Annotated in this window: 21 protein-coding genes and 2 pseudogenes; 21 read left to right on the plus strand and 2 right to left on the minus strand. The window is 27.0% G+C overall.

Annotation, left to right across the window (positions count from 1 at the left end; genetic code table 11):
- Positions 1–13 precede the first annotated feature (13 nt).
- The 12 genes and pseudogenes from QIA21_RS07160 to QIA21_RS07215 all read left to right on the plus strand — a co-directional run bounded on the left by QIA21_RS07160 (position 14) and on the right by QIA21_RS07215 (position 6,092).
- Positions 14–564 (plus strand): annotated as a pseudogene (locus tag QIA21_RS07160) (DUF777 family protein).
- A gap of 29 nt (positions 565–593) precedes the next feature.
- A complete protein-coding gene (locus QIA21_RS07165; RefSeq protein WP_418905666.1) occupies positions 594–926 on the plus strand; it encodes a contractile injection system sheath initiator in 333 nt (110 codons plus the stop codon).
- Positions 923–1,801: a DUF276 domain-containing protein gene (locus QIA21_RS07170; RefSeq protein ID WP_418905820.1), complete on the plus strand. Its 879-nt coding sequence runs from the start codon at positions 923–925 to the stop codon at positions 1,799–1,801. Before QIA21_RS07165 ends, QIA21_RS07170 begins: the two co-directional genes overlap by 4 nt.
- Before the next feature lie 5 nt (positions 1,802–1,806).
- A pseudogene (locus QIA21_RS07175) lies at positions 1,807–2,410 on the plus strand (DUF735 family protein).
- A 9-nt stretch (positions 2,411–2,419) separates the two neighbouring features.
- Positions 2,420–3,220 carry a DUF685 domain-containing protein gene (locus QIA21_RS07180; RefSeq protein WP_418905745.1) on the plus strand — a complete coding sequence of 267 codons (801 nt, stop codon included), beginning with the start codon at positions 2,420–2,422 and terminating at the stop codon, positions 3,218–3,220.
- A gap of 70 nt (positions 3,221–3,290) precedes the next feature.
- Positions 3,291–3,485 (plus strand): BlyA family holin, encoded by a 195-nt coding sequence (locus tag QIA21_RS07185; protein WP_418905746.1) that lies wholly within the window; start codon positions 3,291–3,293, stop codon positions 3,483–3,485.
- Between the two features lie 3 nt (positions 3,486–3,488).
- Positions 3,489–3,836, plus strand: a complete 348-nt coding sequence (locus QIA21_RS07190; protein ID WP_418905712.1) for a BlyB family putative holin accessory protein — start codon at positions 3,489–3,491, stop codon at positions 3,834–3,836.
- A complete protein-coding gene (locus QIA21_RS07195) occupies positions 3,826–4,161 on the plus strand; it encodes a BlyB family putative holin accessory protein (protein WP_418905789.1) in 336 nt (111 codons plus the stop codon). Before QIA21_RS07190 ends, QIA21_RS07195 begins: the two co-directional genes overlap by 11 nt.
- Positions 4,154–4,507, plus strand: coding sequence for a BBA14 family lipoprotein (locus QIA21_RS07200; RefSeq protein WP_418905805.1), 354 nt, complete (start codon positions 4,154–4,156; stop codon positions 4,505–4,507). The genes QIA21_RS07195 and QIA21_RS07200 overlap by 8 nt, the downstream gene beginning before the upstream one ends.
- Before the next feature lie 104 nt (positions 4,508–4,611).
- Positions 4,612–5,061 (plus strand): Bdr family repetitive protein, encoded by a 450-nt coding sequence (gene bdr / locus QIA21_RS07205; protein WP_418905821.1) that lies wholly within the window; start codon positions 4,612–4,614, stop codon positions 5,059–5,061.
- 148 nt (positions 5,062–5,209) lie between these two features.
- Positions 5,210–5,632: an Mlp family lipoprotein gene (locus QIA21_RS07210; RefSeq protein ID WP_418905822.1), complete on the plus strand. Its 423-nt coding sequence runs from the start codon at positions 5,210–5,212 to the stop codon at positions 5,630–5,632.
- 19 nt (positions 5,633–5,651) lie between these two features.
- Positions 5,652–6,092: an Mlp family lipoprotein gene (locus QIA21_RS07215; RefSeq protein ID WP_418905823.1), complete on the plus strand. Its 441-nt coding sequence runs from the start codon at positions 5,652–5,654 to the stop codon at positions 6,090–6,092.
- 38 nt (positions 6,093–6,130) lie between these two features.
- Here QIA21_RS07215 and QIA21_RS07220 read toward each other — a convergent pair whose 3' ends face one another.
- Entirely contained in the window at positions 6,131–7,123 is a 993-nt protein-coding gene (locus QIA21_RS07220) for an ERF family protein (protein ID WP_418905824.1), read from the minus strand.
- Between the two features lie 726 nt (positions 7,124–7,849).
- Between QIA21_RS07220 and QIA21_RS07225 the strand changes: the two genes are divergently transcribed.
- From QIA21_RS07225 to QIA21_RS07255, 7 genes are all read left to right on the plus strand, one after another.
- On the plus strand, positions 7,850–8,947 hold the full coding sequence (locus tag QIA21_RS07225) for a plasmid maintenance protein (protein WP_418905825.1): 1,098 nt from the start codon (positions 7,850–7,852) through the stop codon (positions 8,945–8,947).
- A gap of 9 nt (positions 8,948–8,956) precedes the next feature.
- Positions 8,957–9,526: a DUF226 domain-containing protein gene (locus QIA21_RS07230; RefSeq protein ID WP_418905826.1), complete on the plus strand. Its 570-nt coding sequence runs from the start codon at positions 8,957–8,959 to the stop codon at positions 9,524–9,526.
- On the plus strand, positions 9,502–10,257 hold the full coding sequence (locus QIA21_RS07235) for a ParA family protein (RefSeq protein ID WP_418905827.1): 756 nt from the start codon (positions 9,502–9,504) through the stop codon (positions 10,255–10,257). The genes QIA21_RS07230 and QIA21_RS07235 overlap by 25 nt, the downstream gene beginning before the upstream one ends.
- A 43-nt stretch (positions 10,258–10,300) precedes the next feature.
- Positions 10,301–10,861: a chromosome replication/partitioning protein gene (locus QIA21_RS07240; RefSeq protein WP_418905828.1), complete on the plus strand. Its 561-nt coding sequence runs from the start codon at positions 10,301–10,303 to the stop codon at positions 10,859–10,861.
- Between the two features lie 12 nt (positions 10,862–10,873).
- A complete protein-coding gene (gene bdr, locus QIA21_RS07245; RefSeq protein WP_418905829.1) occupies positions 10,874–11,572 on the plus strand; it encodes a Bdr family repetitive protein in 699 nt (232 codons plus the stop codon).
- 706 nt (positions 11,573–12,278) lie between these two features.
- The gene (locus tag QIA21_RS07250; protein ID WP_418905830.1) at positions 12,279–13,622 is read left to right on the plus strand and encodes a DUF244 domain-containing protein; all 1,344 of its coding nucleotides are present in this window, start codon (positions 12,279–12,281) and stop codon (positions 13,620–13,622) included.
- Positions 13,623–13,674: 52 nt separating this feature from the next.
- Positions 13,675–14,100, plus strand: a complete 426-nt coding sequence (locus QIA21_RS07255; protein ID WP_418905722.1) for a DUF261 domain-containing protein — start codon at positions 13,675–13,677, stop codon at positions 14,098–14,100.
- 5 nt (positions 14,101–14,105) lie between these two features.
- Here QIA21_RS07255 and QIA21_RS07260 read toward each other — a convergent pair whose 3' ends face one another.
- The gene (locus tag QIA21_RS07260; RefSeq protein ID WP_418905723.1) at positions 14,106–14,882 is read right to left on the minus strand and encodes a tyrosine-type recombinase/integrase; all 777 of its coding nucleotides are present in this window, start codon (positions 14,880–14,882) and stop codon (positions 14,106–14,108) included.
- A gap of 442 nt (positions 14,883–15,324) precedes the next feature.
- On the opposite strand from QIA21_RS07260, the gene QIA21_RS07265 reads away from it, so the two are divergent.
- Both QIA21_RS07265 and QIA21_RS07270 read left to right on the plus strand, forming a co-directional pair.
- Positions 15,325–16,419: a hypothetical protein gene (locus tag QIA21_RS07265; RefSeq protein ID WP_418905842.1), complete on the plus strand. Its 1,095-nt coding sequence runs from the start codon at positions 15,325–15,327 to the stop codon at positions 16,417–16,419.
- A 206-nt stretch (positions 16,420–16,625) separates the two neighbouring features.
- Complete coding sequence (locus QIA21_RS07270; RefSeq protein ID WP_418905831.1) at positions 16,626–17,189, plus strand: DUF643 domain-containing protein; 564 nt, start codon at positions 16,626–16,628, stop codon at positions 17,187–17,189.
- The last annotated feature ends 165 nt before the right edge of the window (positions 17,190–17,354 follow it).

A 17,354-nucleotide genomic window follows, 5' to 3' on the forward strand; every position in this document is an offset into this window, starting at 1 on the left:
TAAAGGGGGTAAAATGGACTTAGAGCATATAATTTACAAAATGAACAAGCGTATTTATGGAAATACATTAACACAAGAAGACGTAAAAATTGGATTTATTCAAATATTTTCATAACTCGACTTGGCACTGTAAAGGAATTTAAACAGCAAACACAAGAAGCTGTAGTTATAATACCAGAATTTGAAGACTTAGAAATTCACACAAAAAATATTTCTAATATCAATTTTGAACTATCAAAAGGCGATGCTGTTTTACTACTTCAATCAAGCATCAATATTTTTGATAAAAATGACGATATTCATTTCGACAAACATCATTTTTACATACTTAGCGCAATTAGTCCAAAAACTTTAAATTTAATTTCCGATACTGTTAAGATAAAAGCGAATAGTAGAATTGAAATAGTCAACCAAACAACTAGCTTGAAAGAAATCCTGGAAAGTATTGTAAGTGCTATCAACGGTATAACTATCATAGGAGACGAAAAAACAACTATTAACTATCCAGCATTACAAGCGGTGACCTCTAGAATTTCTGCTAATATCAACAGTTTGTTTAAGTAATTTTTGCTAAATATGGTATAATTATTAGTATGGATTTAAGAATTGGAAATAATTTTGAATTGGTATTTAATAATGATTTTTCGCTTGTTGATGGAATTGACGAGCAAAAACAAAAATTATTTATATTCCTAAAAACCTTAAGGGGTAGTTTAAGCTATGCTCCTAATTGGGGCCTGGACTATTTCTTGCTTTTGAAACTTTTAAAAATTAATAATCTTCAAGCTGTAAAAAACTATTTTTATGAAATATCTAAAGATCTTAACTTAGATATAATCAATATTTCAATTGCAATACAAGACCGTAAAGCAAATATATCCTTTTTTTTCTCTGGTGATGTTTTGAATATGGAGTTTACTTTATGAGTATTGTTTTTGATTCTGATTTTGGTATTCTAAAGCGCACAATTGGGGATATAGTACGATCCAAAAGAGAATACTTACGCATAAATTATGGAATTAACATTGATGATAGTAATAGCTCGATTTACAACATTATTGCATCTTCTTTAGCATTAATTGAAGAAGAAATAATTAATGAGCTTAATCTCTTTTTTTCTAAAATGAAACCGGGTGGTACTTATTGGACTGCAATTGAAGAACATATTTCCTCTAAAAGCACAACTTACAACGCAGTTCGAGCTGCTTTACTTAATCTTAATGGAGTGGAACACGCTAATATTAAAAGTTCAGCTGGTAAAGCTAATATATATCTAATTCTTAAAGAAGATTTATTAGACACTGCTAAGACTAATATTAACAATCCTGAATTTAAAGCTAAACTTTGGAAAACATTATATCTAACAACTCCTAGTGGTACTTTACTTGATGGAGACATAGAAATTGATGGACTCAACCCAACCGGGCAACTTAAATCCTACAAAATATCACTGGGAAAAAGAAAATATGTTTATATGAAAGTAAAGTACAAACTTGATCTTAAAAACTATCTCTACTTAAACATAGACTCTCAAATTAGAAACATATATTCTAGGATTATTTCAAATAACTATTCTGATATGGGCATTAGCTTTGAATATCAAGACTTTTTTGCTCCAGTCAATGAAGTAAAAGGGATTAAGTTTATGGAAATTAAAGTTTGTGTTAAAGATACAGACACTGAAAGTATCTCAAAAATCAGTGATGGCGATTTTCAAACAAATCAAGATATTGCTATCACTGATGATACAATGCTGCTTTTCAATACAACTGATCGACTACTTATTGACATTGATACTTAAAAAGTATGAAAATACCTAATTTTTTAAAAACACTGAAGTTCAAAAATTTATAAGTACAGAAACTGAGTACGCACAAAAACTTCTTAATGAGCTTAAAGCACTTAATTCCAATTCATATCCATTGATGCAAAAGAAAATATAAAATCAAGATATATTGCCATATGGATATCTCAAGTCTTATCAATTTTTTATGCAAAAACTCAAACTCTACAAAGTATTACAAGCAATATCAATAGTGTTATTTTTGCTTTACGACATATTGGCACTGACGAGTCATTTAGACTGATTTTTAAGGCTTTTTTGAATGTGGATATTTCAGTTACTACACCTGAAGCTGGTGTTATTGATATCTCTTTAAAAGGGGCAATAAAGACAAACTTTACTGCATTCATTACACCCAGTACTGCAAAAGGGAAAAGGCCTAAAAAGATACTAATTAGAGAAAAGAAAAAAGGATACGCTGCATCTAAAAAGGCTTTAGTATTCAACTCACTTCCCAAAGGCTATGATCATTCAATTTATGCTTTTATAAAGGGGATTATTCCTATTGGTAGAGTTCTCAAAATTAATAATGAAACTGGTAACAATATTATTACTTTTAACAATTAAGGAGGCTATATGGCTGGAGAAGAAGAAAAATTATTAATTGATGAGGAAGAAACAGTCCAAATCAAAGATTTAAATAAGGTTACGACTGTTAAAAACACTGATCTTTTACTACTTGATGATGGAGTTGCAAGTAGCAACGCTATCACCTTTAAAAACTTTTTGAAAACCGTAAACCATCAAACATTTAAAGGGGAAGAGCTGGGCGAGTTTAAAGAGATAATTAAGTCCACAATCGCTACTGAACTTGCAGCTGATGAAGAGTTTGTAAAAAAAATTTACGCTAAAGTAATAGACAAGCTAATTGGCAATGATTCTGATAAGCTTTCTAACCTTTTTAGCAAAATTAAATCGCGCCTAACAAGTAGCATATCATCAGCCACTCTATCTAAATATGACGATCTTTTGATAATGTCTTCTTCAACTATTCAAAAAACACCTGTTCCAAAACAGTTCCTTGGGGTGCCGTCAGACTTTAGTGCTTATCTGAGCACTCCTGTTGACACCATACTGTATCCGTCTGACTACAAAAATCAAAGACTGCAAGTAGATTTGGACCAATCAAGAGGTGCAACTCTTATTTTTTATAAAAGCTATGACGATACCCCCATTTATCTTGATATAGAACTTGACATAGATCAAAACAAAGGAGAAGGTAGATCCTTATATCTAAGATATTCAGATGAACCTGATAGTACAAATAACCGAAATTTAGTTTTTTCAAGCGAAACTTTCACTGGTGTAATCTCACTGTACAAAGGATGGTATGTCCAAAAAAGATGGGTGAACGTCCCAGTTCTATTAAAGCTGTAAAATTTTTTAGCAAAAATTACAGTTTTGATATATAATATATATATCAAAAATTAAAATGAGGGATTGAAAAATGGATATTAAAATAACCGAACTTCTTATTAATCTAAATGAAATTAAACTAATAGCCGTAATGATTTTTGTAACAGTAATAGTTTTAGGGGTGTTAATTCTTCTCAAGCCGTTGCTAAAAGACATATTATCTATAGCAATAGGCAAGATTTTTAAAAATGGAAATGGCAACAATCATATTAAAAAACGAGATTAATTTATGAAATTATCTAAAGATAATGTTGAGCTTGGACTTACGTCTTTATCAAACCTTATTGATATATTTTCTAAATTTGAAGATGAATTTGATGAAATGGCACATAAGGGATTCTTTTTGGTTTATGAGCTGTATTCTCATTATCAATTAATATATACAGCAAATATGGAAAGACTTGAAAGTGCATTAACTCCAACAATATTAAAAATACTCGCTCCAATAAATGAGAAAATCAATCAATGTATTGATCTAGTTAATTCTGATGAAAAAAATCTAAAAATATCTAATAATCTAAAATTCAATCAAGAAGGAAAACCTATCTATAAGGAAAGAACAAATAATGCAAAATAACACTATTGGTTTAGGACTTAATTTACTATCCAACTTAACTAACATAGCTAAAACTGATACAAACATAGATCATAACTACATTAATACTTTTAATAGGGTAATAGATTTTTTCTATAAAACATATATTGGAACATTAAAATCTATGGAAACGGCCGAATCAACTAAAATATTTGAAGAAATACAAGATATCTTAAAATACAATCTTGAGATAATAGAAGCTATCTCTAGCAGTAAAAGTAATAAAATTATCTCCTCATTAAAAGCAAAACGCAACAAAATCATGCGGGAATACGTCAATATACTTAAAAGGGGTGATAATGCTTAAACTAGTAAGCTACTTATTACTTACTTTACTACTATGTTGTAGTACCATTGCTAGCCTACCAGACGAGCCAAAACCACCAATTATTAAAACACTAGGCGCTTTAGCTAAATATGAGGCTCAATTATCAGATTATGTTATGTACCTTGTAACATTTTTAGCTAAAACAAAAGTTAAAGTTAATGATCCAAATTATCCAGAATTTACTTATCCAGATTTATCAACACTAAAAGACGAACACACAATGACTTCAGTAAAACATAATATCAAACTACTTTTAGAATACATTCAAAAAACAAAACCCATAGCAAAAAAAGTCTATAATCAGTATTCAAGATTAAAAATGTAAATTACAAAAAGTTTTTTCTTGCAAGAAATTATACTTTATATTGTTAATAGACAACCCCTATTAACCCAAAATAGTGTACAATAGAACTATAAAGAAAAAATATTATGAAAACCGTGCTAACAAATACTGTAAGTGAAGAACAAATATATAACGAATTTATAAGATTGGGAATGGAACAATTAATAGCACAAGATTTATCCAAAAGATATTATCACAATGAACTTACATATAGAGATTTAGAAAATTTAGAAAAACAATTTGATATAAAGTTTGATAGTCTTATTTACCAGATTAATTCTGTAGAAAAGAATTTACAAAAGGATATATCCAACTTAAACGCTAAGATTGATAATGTAGAAAATAATTTACGAAAAGATATACAAATTAATAATCAATTATTATTGGAGAAAATAGAAACTAATAACCAATTATTGTTGGAAAAACTTAAGATAAGCAACAGAACAATAACTATTGTAACAGCGGTAGTAGTTCCAATTGCTATATCTATAATAACGACTGTTGTTGTATCGCTAATTACTAAATTTTTCAAATAGAAATTACAAAAAATACTAGACACATAATTTACCATTTTTAAATACCCCTTATAGACATCAATATTTCTCAAAATAGGATATATACTTACAAGAATAAACTTTTTTGTTACTTAATGTATTGTACTGAAGATAAAAAAAAGGAGTAATAATGAAAATTATAAATATATTATTTTGTTTGTTTTTACTTGTTCTAAATAGCTGTAATTCTAATGATACTCATACTCAGCAAGTAAAAAGTAGAAAAAAACGTGATTTAGAACAAAAAGAGTCACAACAAGAAAAACCTAAATCTAAAGAAGAACTTCTTAGAGAAAAGCTAACTGATGCTCAAAAAACACAACTTGACTGGTTAAAAACCGCTTTAACTGGTGATGGAGAATTTGATACATTTTTACAACATGATGAATCCAAAATAAAATCAGCACTTGAACACATAAAAACTGAACTTGCTAAATGTAATGGAAATGATGAAGGAAAAAACACTTTTAAAGAGGTGGTTAAAGGTGCGCTTGGTGAGGGTATAGATAATTTTACAGATCAAGCAAATAGCACATGCAACAATGGTGGTTAATAATAAAAAAGGAATAAAAATGAAAATTATTAGTATAGTATTTTGCGTATTTTTACTCGTATTAAACAGCTGTAATTCCAATAATAATGACACTTTAAAAAACAATGCCAAACAATCACAAAGTAGAAAAAAGCGTGATTTAGACCAACAAGAAACACAAAAAGAAAAGCCTAAATCTAAAGAAGAATTACTTAGAGAAAAGTTGGATGATGATCAAAAAACACAACTTGACTGGTTAAAAACCGCTTTAACTAGTGATGGAGAATTTGATACATTTTTACAACATGATGAATCCAAAATAAAAACAGCACTTGAACACATAAAAAAAGAACTTGAGAATTGCACTGGGGATAAAGCTGAACAGAAAAATACTTTCAAAACTGTAGTTCAAGGCGCTCTTAACGGAGGCAAAGATATAGATAATTTTGCAAGCAATGCAAGTAGTACGTGCAATAATTAATATACTAGCCCCCTTATTTGGGGGCTTTAAACATATTGCTATGATGCAAATATATAATCAAATTGTTTATCTTCTTTTATCGAGTCAAAGAATATTAATGGGCTGTCGTTATAATCACGCTGATCAGACGGCGTAAACCTTTCATCAAAATCTTTTAAATCCTTTAATCTATTGGTTTTTTTAAAATGGTTTCTTATAATTCCCGCCCAAAACATTGGACTCTTAAGTTCAGCATTTTTAGTAATAAACGCCTTTAAATCGTCTTCAATTTTCTTGATATCATCATCATTGGGGTCTATATTCTGAATAAAGCTTATTTTTTGAATAATTGAGTTTATATTATCTTTTGTTTCAAAGTCATTTACCCAATTTTTTATGTTAGACAACGCTTCTTTAAAAATTCCATAATGATAAAAACTATCTTTTTTCTGGTTTTTGAATGGTGTAGTTTTGTTGTTCTGAATTATTGTTTTTTTCTGATTGTAATTAATCTCTTGTTTTTGTTCTTGCTTGCGATTAAAACTAACTTGTCTATTAGGTGTAAAATTTTTGTTTTCATAATTATTGTAATTAGGGTCTGCATCAGTATCAACTTCACTTCTTATGTTAAGACATGCAACTAAAGCGTACCTTTTGAAATAAGTAATGGCTGAACCAACTTGTTGTGGTATTGAATTCATATTTTTAGACCCATCTATATGAATTCGCGTATCAAAAGACTCTCTGTACCCAGTACTTTTACTGAAGAATGTAGTTCTAATATAATCAAATATACCATATTGACCTTCTATAGAGATTGGAAATTGCCTAAACATAAGATCCAAATTATGCTTTTCAATAACACTATAAATTTCTTCTACTATGTCATTGAAATCTTGATACATATACTTATGTCCCGGAAGACTTTTATCAATGCGTGGTAAATTCCTGAGTAGGATATCCATATCGTTTAAGAATTTAATTTCTGCTTGAATATTATTTTGCATATTATCTTGAATATTTAAATTATTATTTTTTGAAACTTCTGTCATTTTAAGTTTCCTCCTACTTTTGTTTATAAAAAATTATATAGCAAAAACTATTTTTACCAAGTTTTTTACAAAAATTTTTGCAAAAAAATAGAGCTTAGCTAGATTCTCTTTCTAAAAGAACTAAGCTAAGCTCTTTCTTTTATTTTTTTGCAAATTAACAAACAAGGTAGGCAACCTATAAAAAAGTTTCCCTACGTTATTTGTAGTATAGTCTAACTTAAACTTAAAATCAATTTTAAGCCTTACAACAAAAAATGAGGGCTTAGCTAGATTCTCTTGTTAAAGAACTAAGCTAAACCCTTACATTGCATTTCTTGCAAATTATCTTATAATCGGTAGTTTAAATACATGAAAATGTTTTAATAACTACGATACTTGTAGTATAGTCTAACTTATCATTAAAAACAATTTGTATTTTTTGCAAAAAAAGTGGGAACTTAGCTAAATCCTCTACTTAAAGAACTTAGTTCGGTTCCCATATTATCATTTTTGCAAATTAACAAAAGTAGGTAGTCAAACTGAAATTCATTCAAATAACTACGCTATTTGTAGTCTAGCCCATTTTAAAATTAAAATCAATTTACTTTCTTTAAATTACAAAAAGTGTATTAAATTAATGTAATTAATAATTAAAATTTAATATTTTTTTAGAAAAGTATTTACTTTTAAATCTAAATTATGCATTATTAATTATAATTATTATTAAACAAAAGTAGGAGAGAAAATATGAAAGATTTTCTAAATAACACAAAAAATCCAAATTGCCACAACAAACATCAACATAAATTAATAGTTCTTATCTCAACATTAGACTACATAAACAAAAAATATAAAAAATACACTCAACAAAACATACTTTATTACTTTAATAAAAATCTAAAACGAAATGGTCTGGCGCCCGTTAAACTAAAAACTCTGCAAAATTATCTTTACGAATTAGAAAAAAAATTTAAAGTCACAACTAATTATCACAAACACTTAGGGGTGAATTTTGGGACTGAAATATACTATCAACTTAATTTTAAAAAAAATGAGTGCCACTTTAAAATCAACCAATACTTTCAAGAAAAAAAACAATCAAGATTTGAAAAAAGGGTTGAAATAGGCCTTAAAGAGAAATTTACTAAAAATGGGAGTGTAAATTTTAAGGAGTGTTTAAGTAATAAAAATAATAATAAAAAAGAAGAAAGAAATAAACAGATAGAAAATTTTCAAGTAATAAACTATTACAATAAATGTAACTTTAAAAATAAAGAATTTCTTCTAATTTTAATAAAATTAGATATTAGTAAAGATAAAAAAATTGAACTAATTAAAGCTTTAAAAAGATTTGAAATTAAAACAACAAAAAGTAAAAATATACATTTTAACAAAATTTCTTTCAAAGAAAAGCAAAACAAATTGAAAGAAACTTTAAACAATACTCAAAAAGAATTGGAAAAAAAAGGATATAATCCAAAACAATTGGAAACAGAATTTAAAAAAATATATGAAAATTACAAAAATAAGCCCCATTTTATAATTGAACATCAAAAATATAACGATTTAAGCAAAATAACTCTCAAATTAGAAAAAATAATTGAGATAAAAAAAGAAAATTCTTCAAAAAATTATGAGAATTTGAAGATAAACACTTTCAATATACTTATTGAGCGACTAAACAATACGACAGATATTGAAGCCCTAAAACCAATTGTAAAAGCCTATTTAAGTAGTAAAAAGAAATTAGAATACAATAAAGTATTTAACACGTATTATAATGATTTATTAGAGATAATAAGAAATTCTTTAACGATAGAAGAATTTAGTAAAAAGGTTATATAAGGATTAAATATGGAAACTGCACCTGAGCCAATAAAAAAAGGTAAATGTAAAGTTGAGTGCAAAAATAAAGAACGGTTTATTTTGATTCAAAAAGAAAATGGTAAAGCAATGTACCATACAAAAATAATGATGGACGTTTATAAATTTGGAGTTTATGAGAATAAAAAAAAGAAAAAAAATGAATTCCGAGTATCACTGAGGGTCTTATTTAATGGAGAAAGAATTGTTGAAGAAACACATTTATACCCTATTAAAGAAGGAGATAAATTTTTAGGAATTTATTACGGCTTTAGAAAACCAATAAAAAAGGCAATTATAAAGTATGAAAAAAACGGAACTAGAAAATCCTACGGCTTTGCAAGGGCATATTATATGGAAGTTAGATTTAAAGCAGGCAGCGTGTTTTTTTATTTCAAGGGATTATACCGCTTATTATATAAAGAAAGAATGAATAATCACTACAATAAGATATTATTTAGTATGTTTACAGATTTAGAAAAACAGATATATGAATTTTATGGGAAAAAATACCCAGAACAAGGACCACTAACGAAATGGATAATAAAAAACCTAAAATAATTACAATCGCGTCAATTAAAGGCGGTGTTGGTAAAAGTACAAGTGCTATTATACTTGCAACATTGCTTGCAAAAGATAATAAAGTGCTTTTGATAGATATGGATACACAAGCATCCACTACAAGTTATTTTTATAAAAAAATTTCAAATCAAAACATTGATATTATGAATATCAATGTTTATAGAGTGTTAAAAGAAAAATTAGACATAAATGATGCAATTGTAAATATTAAAGAAAATTTAGACTTAATTCCCAGTTATTTAACTTTAAATAAATTTTTAAGTGAATCCATCCCGTTAAAAGAGTTAAGGTTGCAAAACAATTTAGAATTTTTAAAGCAGAAGTATCATTATGTAATAATAGATACTAATCCTAGTTTAGATTTCACTTTGTCAAATGCTTTAATGACTAGTAATTGTATAATAGTTCCAATGACTGCGGAAAAATGGGCAGTTGAGAGTTTAGAATTATTGGAATTCCACATGAACAATTTAAAAATAAAAATTCCAATATTTTTGATTATAACACGATTTAAGAAAAACAATACTCATAAGCAATTGTTACAGCATGTTGGTTCTAAGACAGGATTTTTGGGGTTTATCCATGAACGAGAAGATTTAAATAAAAAAATTGCTAGAAATGATGAATTTGATATGACCAAAGATTATATTTATGAATATAAAGAAGTGTTGTCAAGATTTTTCATTATGTATGATAAATATGTTAAATAAATCCGTGCGGATCCGTACGGATTATAAATAAAAGAGGTTTATTATGGAAATAGAATTAAATAAGAGGGTTTTACCAGGGGTGTCCGATCCTGACGGTGAAAAAAAATTAATTACCAAAGAGGAGATATTTGCTCATTACAATGATTTAAAAAATAGGCTAAAGACCAATATAAAAAAGAAAATTTTTTATAAAGTAGAAAGTATTAGGATTTTAAAAGAAATTAAGGATAATGAATACTATAAATTAGATGGATATAAAAGTTTTGATGCTTTTATAAGAGATTATAAATTAGCAAGAACTCAAGTTTACATATATTTAAAATTAGCAAAAGCATTACAAGCAGGAATCCTTAATGAAGATTATATAATTGAGAATGGTATTTACGATTCTCTTGATTTAATAGAGGGTCAAGAAACTTCAATAATAAAAAAATCAAAACAAAATCCAATAAAGCCGTTAAGATTTCAACTTAAAAGTAAAGAAAGTTACGATTTTTACAAAAGTAATGCTAAGTTCACGGGATTTTTATTAGACAAATTATTTAATAATGAAAAAGAAATAATTAAAAGAATTATGAAAGAATATAAACAATTAAAAGGATAATACGGAGATTTTATGAACAATTTAGTGCACAGAACATACAATATAGAAAGCATAAAAAATGAGTTTTTAAATATAGGGTTTAGTGAGGAGGCAATAGATTTTGTTTTTCTTCATAATGATAATTACAACTTTGAATATTTAAAAGAGAAAATAATTGATGTAGAAAAGAATTTACGAAAAGATATATCTAATTTAGACGTTAAAATAGATAATGTAGAAAAGAATTTAAATACCAAGATAGATGGTGTAGAAAAGAATTTACGAAAAGATATATCTAATTTAGACGTTAAAATAGATAATGTAGAAAAGAATTTAAATACCAAGATAGATTTTGTAGAAAAGAATTTAAATACCAAGATAGATAGTGTAAATACCAAGATAGATAGTGTAAATACCAAGATAGATTTTGTAGAAAAAAATTTACAAAAAGATATATCTAATTTAGACGTTAAAATAGATAATGTAGAAAAGAATTTAAATACTAAGATAGATAGTGTTAAAAGCGAACTTACTAATAAGATTGAAAATGAAGTAAAGAATTTACAAAAGGATATATCTAATTTAGATACTAAGATAGACAATGAAGTAAAGAATTTACGTAAAGATCTTAATATGGGGAACAGACTAGTACATTTTATGATAATCGCAGCAGCAATTTTTGGACCGTTTATACATTCGTTTTTAATGCAATATATACAAGGCTTCAAATAATGAAAAATTATATAATGTGACTTTTCCAAGTATTATATCATTAAAACCAATGAATTTTATTGGAAAATAACGTTTTATTTTTAATCTATTCCAAATTAGAACTTATTTGAATTTTATAACAAAAGAATCTAAATAAGTTCTTTTTTTGGTAAAAAGACAAATTTGATTTTAATTCTAAATTGAATTATGATTAATTAGTAGAATTATTTTTATAATAAATTCTGCTAAGCCCTTGACTTTATTAAATTCTTTTAACAAGAGATTTTAATAAAGTCCCCACTGTTTTTTTACAAAAAGTTTTACAAATAAATTGACAACAACTATTTTTGTTATATTATTTGTCAAATAACGTTGATTGCATAAACACCAACGAAGGTTAATTATTTAGAATTTTCCAAAAATCATTAGTGGGAATTTATAGAAAATCTCTTACGAAAGAAATTCTATAAGTTCTCCATATTTTTATTTACAAGAAATTTTGTGTAAAAGTTGACAAAAACATATATTGTTATATAATAGGTATAGCTAAAAAAATGTTAGTATCATAAATCAAAAATCAATTTAATTAGGTTGGGACTTAACAGATTTTCTAATAAAAGAATTTCGTTAAGTCCCACTTTTTTTTGCAAAAATTTTTGTAAAAAACTTGGTAAAAATAGTTTTTGCTATATAATTTTTTATAAACAAAAGTAGGAGGAAACTTAAAATGACAGAAGTTTCAAAAAATAATAATTTAAATATTCAAGATATGCAAAATGGAGGATTCCACATGATACATACTGAGCAACAAAGTTTTATTGGTTGTGAAATATTTGAGGAAAAATCCTCTCCCATTAAAGAAAAAAGCAAATTAAGCAAGATAGGCAAAAAATTACCAGGAATAAGTAGTCAAGAATGTTTTAAGTTTAATCGAAATATTGATTTTAGCGTGCAGAGAAACAAACTCAATAAATATGGAGCTAGTGAAGTGGGTACTGTTCTGATTGGTGGAGTTGGACTTAAAGACTTGATGATAAATCGAGTGCTTAAATATTTTGGTATGAGTATGCCTTTTGAAGAGAATTTGTATATGCTCAAGGGTAAAGAGTTGGAAAATCTAGGATTTAGAGAGTTTGTTAAAGCTCACGGTGATAATATTGATGTTTTGTATAAAAATAAATATGCCAACGGTGTTGATAAATATAATTATTTCAAAAAAATGGATGGTTTTACAACTTTAGTAGGCTCAACAATTGATGGATGGTTTATAAATAATGGTGGTGATTTAGAGCTTTTAGAGATTAAGAGTAGTGATTCTAATTATATGAGTAGTGCTATAGCCGAGTACAATAAAAATGGCAATTTTTTAAGTAGTAAGTATTTTTTCAAGTACTATGTGCAAGCACAAATGCAGCTAGCATGTACTGGACTTGAGTATTGTAATTTATTCTTCTTAATAGACGCTGCACCGGTTAACTGTAAGATAAAAAGAAGTAACTCTTTGATATCAAAAGTTTTAGAATTTGTTCAAAAATGTGAATGGGAAGTTTTCAACGTAAGAAACGAAATTATTGAAAAGAATGGGTCTAATTTATTAATCTCAAGTGATTATGATAATGATGCGTTTATTAAGTTCATTGAAGAGATTGAGGAATTGGTAGTAAAGAGTGATTTTTATCAATCTGGAGTTGAGTTTGATTGGATAAATGAATTTGTAGAGTATGTTGAGTGCACTGACCTTGAGATTAAAACCGAAGAGTCTGCTGCTAATCTTGAGTGTAAGCTGATTGAGATTGACAATCTAAAATCAGAACTAGATAAAATTCAAAATGAAAACAAAAGGAGAGAAAAACCCATTAAAGAACTACTCAAAATTAAAATTAATGAAATTTTAGATAAATATCCACTAATGAATCATGTAAATTACAGATTCAAGCAATTTGTGTTCAATTACGATCCTAAGAAAAGGGCAATAGCAGATAGATTTACGGAACTTTCGACAACAAATAATAAATTTTACTTGCCGAGCAATATAAGCAATATGTCGTATGCAAATAGTGTCCCATTTTGAATGGGGGCACTAAAAAAATTAAAAAAAATATTTAACATTGGAGGATTAATTAATGCTTATTAGTAAAATAAAACAAAAAAATAGGAGTTTACTTGGAGAGATACAAAGATGGGGGTGTTATTTTTTATGCTTGCATTATTATACAAGTTTGTTGAAGAATATTGAATTTAATGCTTTTGGAATAAATGTGGCGTATCGCAGATTTTTAGGACTTGGGTACATCAAGAAAAATTGTTTTATTAATGATCCTTGTATGATACTTAATTATTATGGAATTAGAACTAGTGTTAGGTATGAATCTTCCAATTACTTTGTGGCTGCGAATGAATTTGAAATAAGTGAAGTTAAAATTGAGGGTGTTAATGGGTCACACTTTATTGCTACAAAAGAGAAAGAAATATTATATGATTCACTTGATTTAAAGCTTAATGGAAAACTATTTAAAGTAACTTCAAAGCGCATATTTAAGCTTAGATAGTCTTGCTACAGCTTAAAGCTATTTTTGATGCACTTATAAGCTTGAATTTTGTTAGCAGAAGAGAGTCCGTAGATATTATCAATTTCGTGGGTTGAAGAATATTTCATAAGTTCTTTAATTTGGAAAGAATTGTAGCCATTAGATTTTAAATTTGAAACAAACAAATTTCTACATAAATGAAGTGATTTATTTACTTTAAAGCCTGATTTTTTAAGAAGATTTTTGAATTTTTTAGAAATATGAATAATGTCAATTTGATTATCTTTAAACTTATGTTTGGATTTTTGGAAAAGATAAGTTCTTCTAGTATCAAGATTTTTTTCTTCGAAATGATTTTTATGAGCTGTTTGAATAGCATCAAACTCCTTAGAGTCAATAACAATTTCTCTAATGCAGGCGATACTTCTTTTTTTTGCTACATTTACTTTTATATTGTAAAGAATTTCCCCGGTTTTGCTTGATAACTGGGTAATATCTTCTATTTTTACTTTTTGAATTTCAGTGCCCCTACATCCACTTATTAAAAGTACATGTACAAACCATCCTGATATTGGATCAATTTGTTTTAATTGTTTGATGCATTTTTCGATTATTTTGCTAGTTTTTGGAGTTACGTAGAACTTTGGAGTAGGTTTTAAATTTTCTTTTTTACTTTTAGCCGAGTTTTTTAGAGAATTTTTTAGAATTTTGTTTTCATCCATTAATTTTTGATGATCTTTTATGAGTTTGAGGAAAAAATCCGAAGTGTCTTTATTTAAATTAAGATAATTATTAAAGTCCATAGAATCCTCTCCTTTTAAGTGTTACTTTTAAATTAAGTAAAAGTAATAAAAATAGATAAAAGTTGCAATTTATATTTTATCAAAAACGTAAAATTTTAGTCAAATTTTGGTGTCTCTCATTGCAAGCAAAATCCGTGCTGTAGAATAGCTGTAGTAAACAGAAGTGGCAATTTTAAAGGGGTGCACACAAGAAAGATATAATACTTTGTGTGATATATAGCAAAGACTCTGAAATTTGATTTGTATGTGTTTTGTAGTCATTTGTAATGAGTATAACATTTGCAATGGAGAGATTTTTGGGAGTTGGTTAAAATTACATTTGAATTTTGTTACTTTGTAACGCAAAATGTAACAAAATTAATTAGTTAAATCTTTGAAAAAATTGTAATTATAAGGCATTGCATTATCTTTAAGACTTATGGAGTAACTTATGAATAAAAATATGAATAAAAAAATGAGAATGTTTATTATTTGTGTTGTTTTTGCACTGATAAGTTCTTGCAAGCATTATGCAAGTAGTGAAGATTTAAAAGAACAAGCTAAGGGAATTAAAAAAGGTGTAGAAAAAAAAGTTAATGGATTTTTAGATAAAGTAAATAAAGAATTAATGCTGGGTGATGATCCAACAGTAGATGAAATAGCAGAAAAATTAAAAGAAGAAGAATTAAAGGATAAAAAAGAAAATAAAGAAAAAAAAGAAGATTCTAATAAGAATGATTTAAAAGATAATGAAGATGCTAAAGTTTTAAAACCCGAACCTATAACTTTAGAAAATAAAGACCCAAAATTAGAAATAGCAGAAACATTAAAGCCAAAATTACCAGAAATTCCAAAATTACCAGTAGTAGTAAAACCAGTAGTTAAAGAAAAAACAGAAGAAGAAAAAGCTAAAGAAAAAAGGGAAGAGGACTTAAAAAGAAGAAGAATTGAGCAATATCGAAAAGACGAAGAAAAAAGATTAGAAAGAAAAAAACAAAGAGAAGAAAGAAGAAAATTAAGAGAATCAGAATCAGGCGAAAGTTTTCTTGAGGGAGTAACTAAAAATAAAATTTTAGAAATTACAAGAAAGATAGATAAGATAACTAGTGATATTGATAGCATAAGTCCAAAATCATATTTTGAAGAGAGAACAGAAATATCTGGAAAAGAAGTTGAAGATAAAGTTACAGGCGCTATTTATGACGATTTTACTGCTAATACGGCAAGTGGTAACCACACTTATTATAGTTCTTCACACTGGCATTCTCTTTATTATGAATGGGATAATTTTTTAGAAGATGGTGAGAAGCTACACAATCTCCTTAAGGAGGAATTAGAAAGTGTTAGGAAAGGCCTAAGGGCTAAAATAAAAATAAAAGAAGGTAATATTGAAAAAAACAAAGATATTGTAAAAGTTAGTGATATTAAAGAAGATTTAGAAAAAATAAAAGATAAGCTAAAAGAGCTAAAAGAATATCTTCAAAGTAATGCTAATAAAGAGGAAATTCAGAAACTTGTAAAATGTGTTATTGATCCAGAAAGTGATGATTGTAAATAGTAAAGTGAAAGAATTTATCAAAAAATATTGAAAAAAATTTTAAAAGTTTAGAATATAAAAAATAATAAAAAATGGTTTTAAAAGCATAAATTATTAAAAACAAGACTAATAACCAGTCTTGTTTTCTTTTTTAAGATTTTTTTAACTAAAAATAACAAAAATTATTGTTTAAGATATTATGTTTTTGCTCTATTATTATAGACAATATGCATGCTAATAAAGTTTCAGATTTTTATGATAATTTAGATAAGGAAACAAAAAAGGAAATACATAAGCTCTATAGAACTACCCAACCAACCTTGGGGCAAAAAAAACGAATATATAGCACTTATGAAGCAATAGAAGAATACAAAAGAAAAACTGGTAAAAGTATTAATGAAATAGTAAATGACATTGTAAAGCCTACAAAAAAATTTATTAAAGACGTTCTGAAGGATAAATGTGTAATAGACAATGTAATAGACAAACATAAAGATTCTCAAAATATTAAGGTTGATTTTAGCTACAGGGAAGAAATGCTAGAAGAATGTTTGGTGAAATTAGGAGAAGATAAATCCGCCAATTTTTTGCTTTATGTTCATATTATTCTTGATAATCTTAATCAAGAAATATTAAACCCAGAATCATTGCATGTGATTAACCCATTTATAGATACATTATTCACCAGTATGCACTACTATGACAAGGGAATTTTTACAAGTAATAATCTTATAAAAAGAATAAAAAAAATTTTAAAACATATGGAGCCAGGTTTTATTAAAATGCGATAAATTAGTGAACTGCTATTTTCATAATCTTTGATTTAGAAATAGCAGCGAGCTAAATCAATAAAAGCCAATAAATATTAAACACCCGTCAATAGGTATAAAGAAGTTATCAGTTTATGTTAACAATTTGTTAAATTGCTTTACTATTTAGAGTAACAATTTGTTAAT

This window comes from Borreliella japonica (assembly GCF_030438115.2).
Lineage (GTDB): Bacteria > Spirochaetota > Spirochaetia > Borreliales > Borreliaceae > Borreliella > Borreliella japonica.

What these genes read in the sequence shown, in the direction of transcription:
- QIA21_RS07260 (WP_418905723.1), bottom strand. Translation starts at nt 14,882, where the DNA reads ATGGACTTTAATAATTATCTTAATTTAAATAAAGACACTTCGGATTTT.
- QIA21_RS07225 (WP_418905825.1), top strand. Translation starts at nt 7,850, where the DNA reads ATGAAAGATTTTCTAAATAACACAAAAAATCCAAATTGCCACAACAAA.
- QIA21_RS07200 (WP_418905805.1), top strand. Translation starts at nt 4,154, where the DNA reads ATGCTTAAACTAGTAAGCTACTTATTACTTACTTTACTACTATGTTGT.
- QIA21_RS07255 (WP_418905722.1), top strand. Translation starts at nt 13,675, where the DNA reads ATGCTTATTAGTAAAATAAAACAAAAAAATAGGAGTTTACTTGGAGAG.
- QIA21_RS07180 (WP_418905745.1), top strand. Translation starts at nt 2,420, where the DNA reads ATGGCTGGAGAAGAAGAAAAATTATTAATTGATGAGGAAGAAACAGTC.
- QIA21_RS07215 (WP_418905823.1), top strand. Translation starts at nt 5,652, where the DNA reads ATGAAAATTATTAGTATAGTATTTTGCGTATTTTTACTCGTATTAAAC.
- QIA21_RS07165 (WP_418905666.1), top strand. Translation starts at nt 594, where the DNA reads ATGGATTTAAGAATTGGAAATAATTTTGAATTGGTATTTAATAATGAT.
- QIA21_RS07170 (WP_418905820.1), top strand. Translation starts at nt 923, where the DNA reads ATGAGTATTGTTTTTGATTCTGATTTTGGTATTCTAAAGCGCACAATT.
- QIA21_RS07250 (WP_418905830.1), top strand. Translation starts at nt 12,279, where the DNA reads ATGACAGAAGTTTCAAAAAATAATAATTTAAATATTCAAGATATGCAA.
- QIA21_RS07265 (WP_418905842.1), top strand. Translation starts at nt 15,325, where the DNA reads ATGAATAAAAAAATGAGAATGTTTATTATTTGTGTTGTTTTTGCACTG.
- QIA21_RS07235 (WP_418905827.1), top strand. Translation starts at nt 9,502, where the DNA reads ATGGATAATAAAAAACCTAAAATAATTACAATCGCGTCAATTAAAGGC.
- bdr (WP_418905829.1), top strand. Translation starts at nt 10,874, where the DNA reads ATGAACAATTTAGTGCACAGAACATACAATATAGAAAGCATAAAAAAT.
- QIA21_RS07195 (WP_418905789.1), top strand. Translation starts at nt 3,826, where the DNA reads ATGCAAAATAACACTATTGGTTTAGGACTTAATTTACTATCCAACTTA.
- QIA21_RS07190 (WP_418905712.1), top strand. Translation starts at nt 3,489, where the DNA reads ATGAAATTATCTAAAGATAATGTTGAGCTTGGACTTACGTCTTTATCA.
- QIA21_RS07185 (WP_418905746.1), top strand. Translation starts at nt 3,291, where the DNA reads ATGGATATTAAAATAACCGAACTTCTTATTAATCTAAATGAAATTAAA.
- QIA21_RS07240 (WP_418905828.1), top strand. Translation starts at nt 10,301, where the DNA reads ATGGAAATAGAATTAAATAAGAGGGTTTTACCAGGGGTGTCCGATCCT.
- QIA21_RS07210 (WP_418905822.1), top strand. Translation starts at nt 5,210, where the DNA reads ATGAAAATTATAAATATATTATTTTGTTTGTTTTTACTTGTTCTAAAT.
- QIA21_RS07230 (WP_418905826.1), top strand. Translation starts at nt 8,957, where the DNA reads ATGGAAACTGCACCTGAGCCAATAAAAAAAGGTAAATGTAAAGTTGAG.
- QIA21_RS07220 (WP_418905824.1), bottom strand. Translation starts at nt 7,123, where the DNA reads ATGACAGAAGTTTCAAAAAATAATAATTTAAATATTCAAGATAATATG.
- bdr (WP_418905821.1), top strand. Translation starts at nt 4,612, where the DNA reads ATGAAAACCGTGCTAACAAATACTGTAAGTGAAGAACAAATATATAAC.
- QIA21_RS07270 (WP_418905831.1), top strand. Translation starts at nt 16,626, where the DNA reads ATGCATGCTAATAAAGTTTCAGATTTTTATGATAATTTAGATAAGGAA.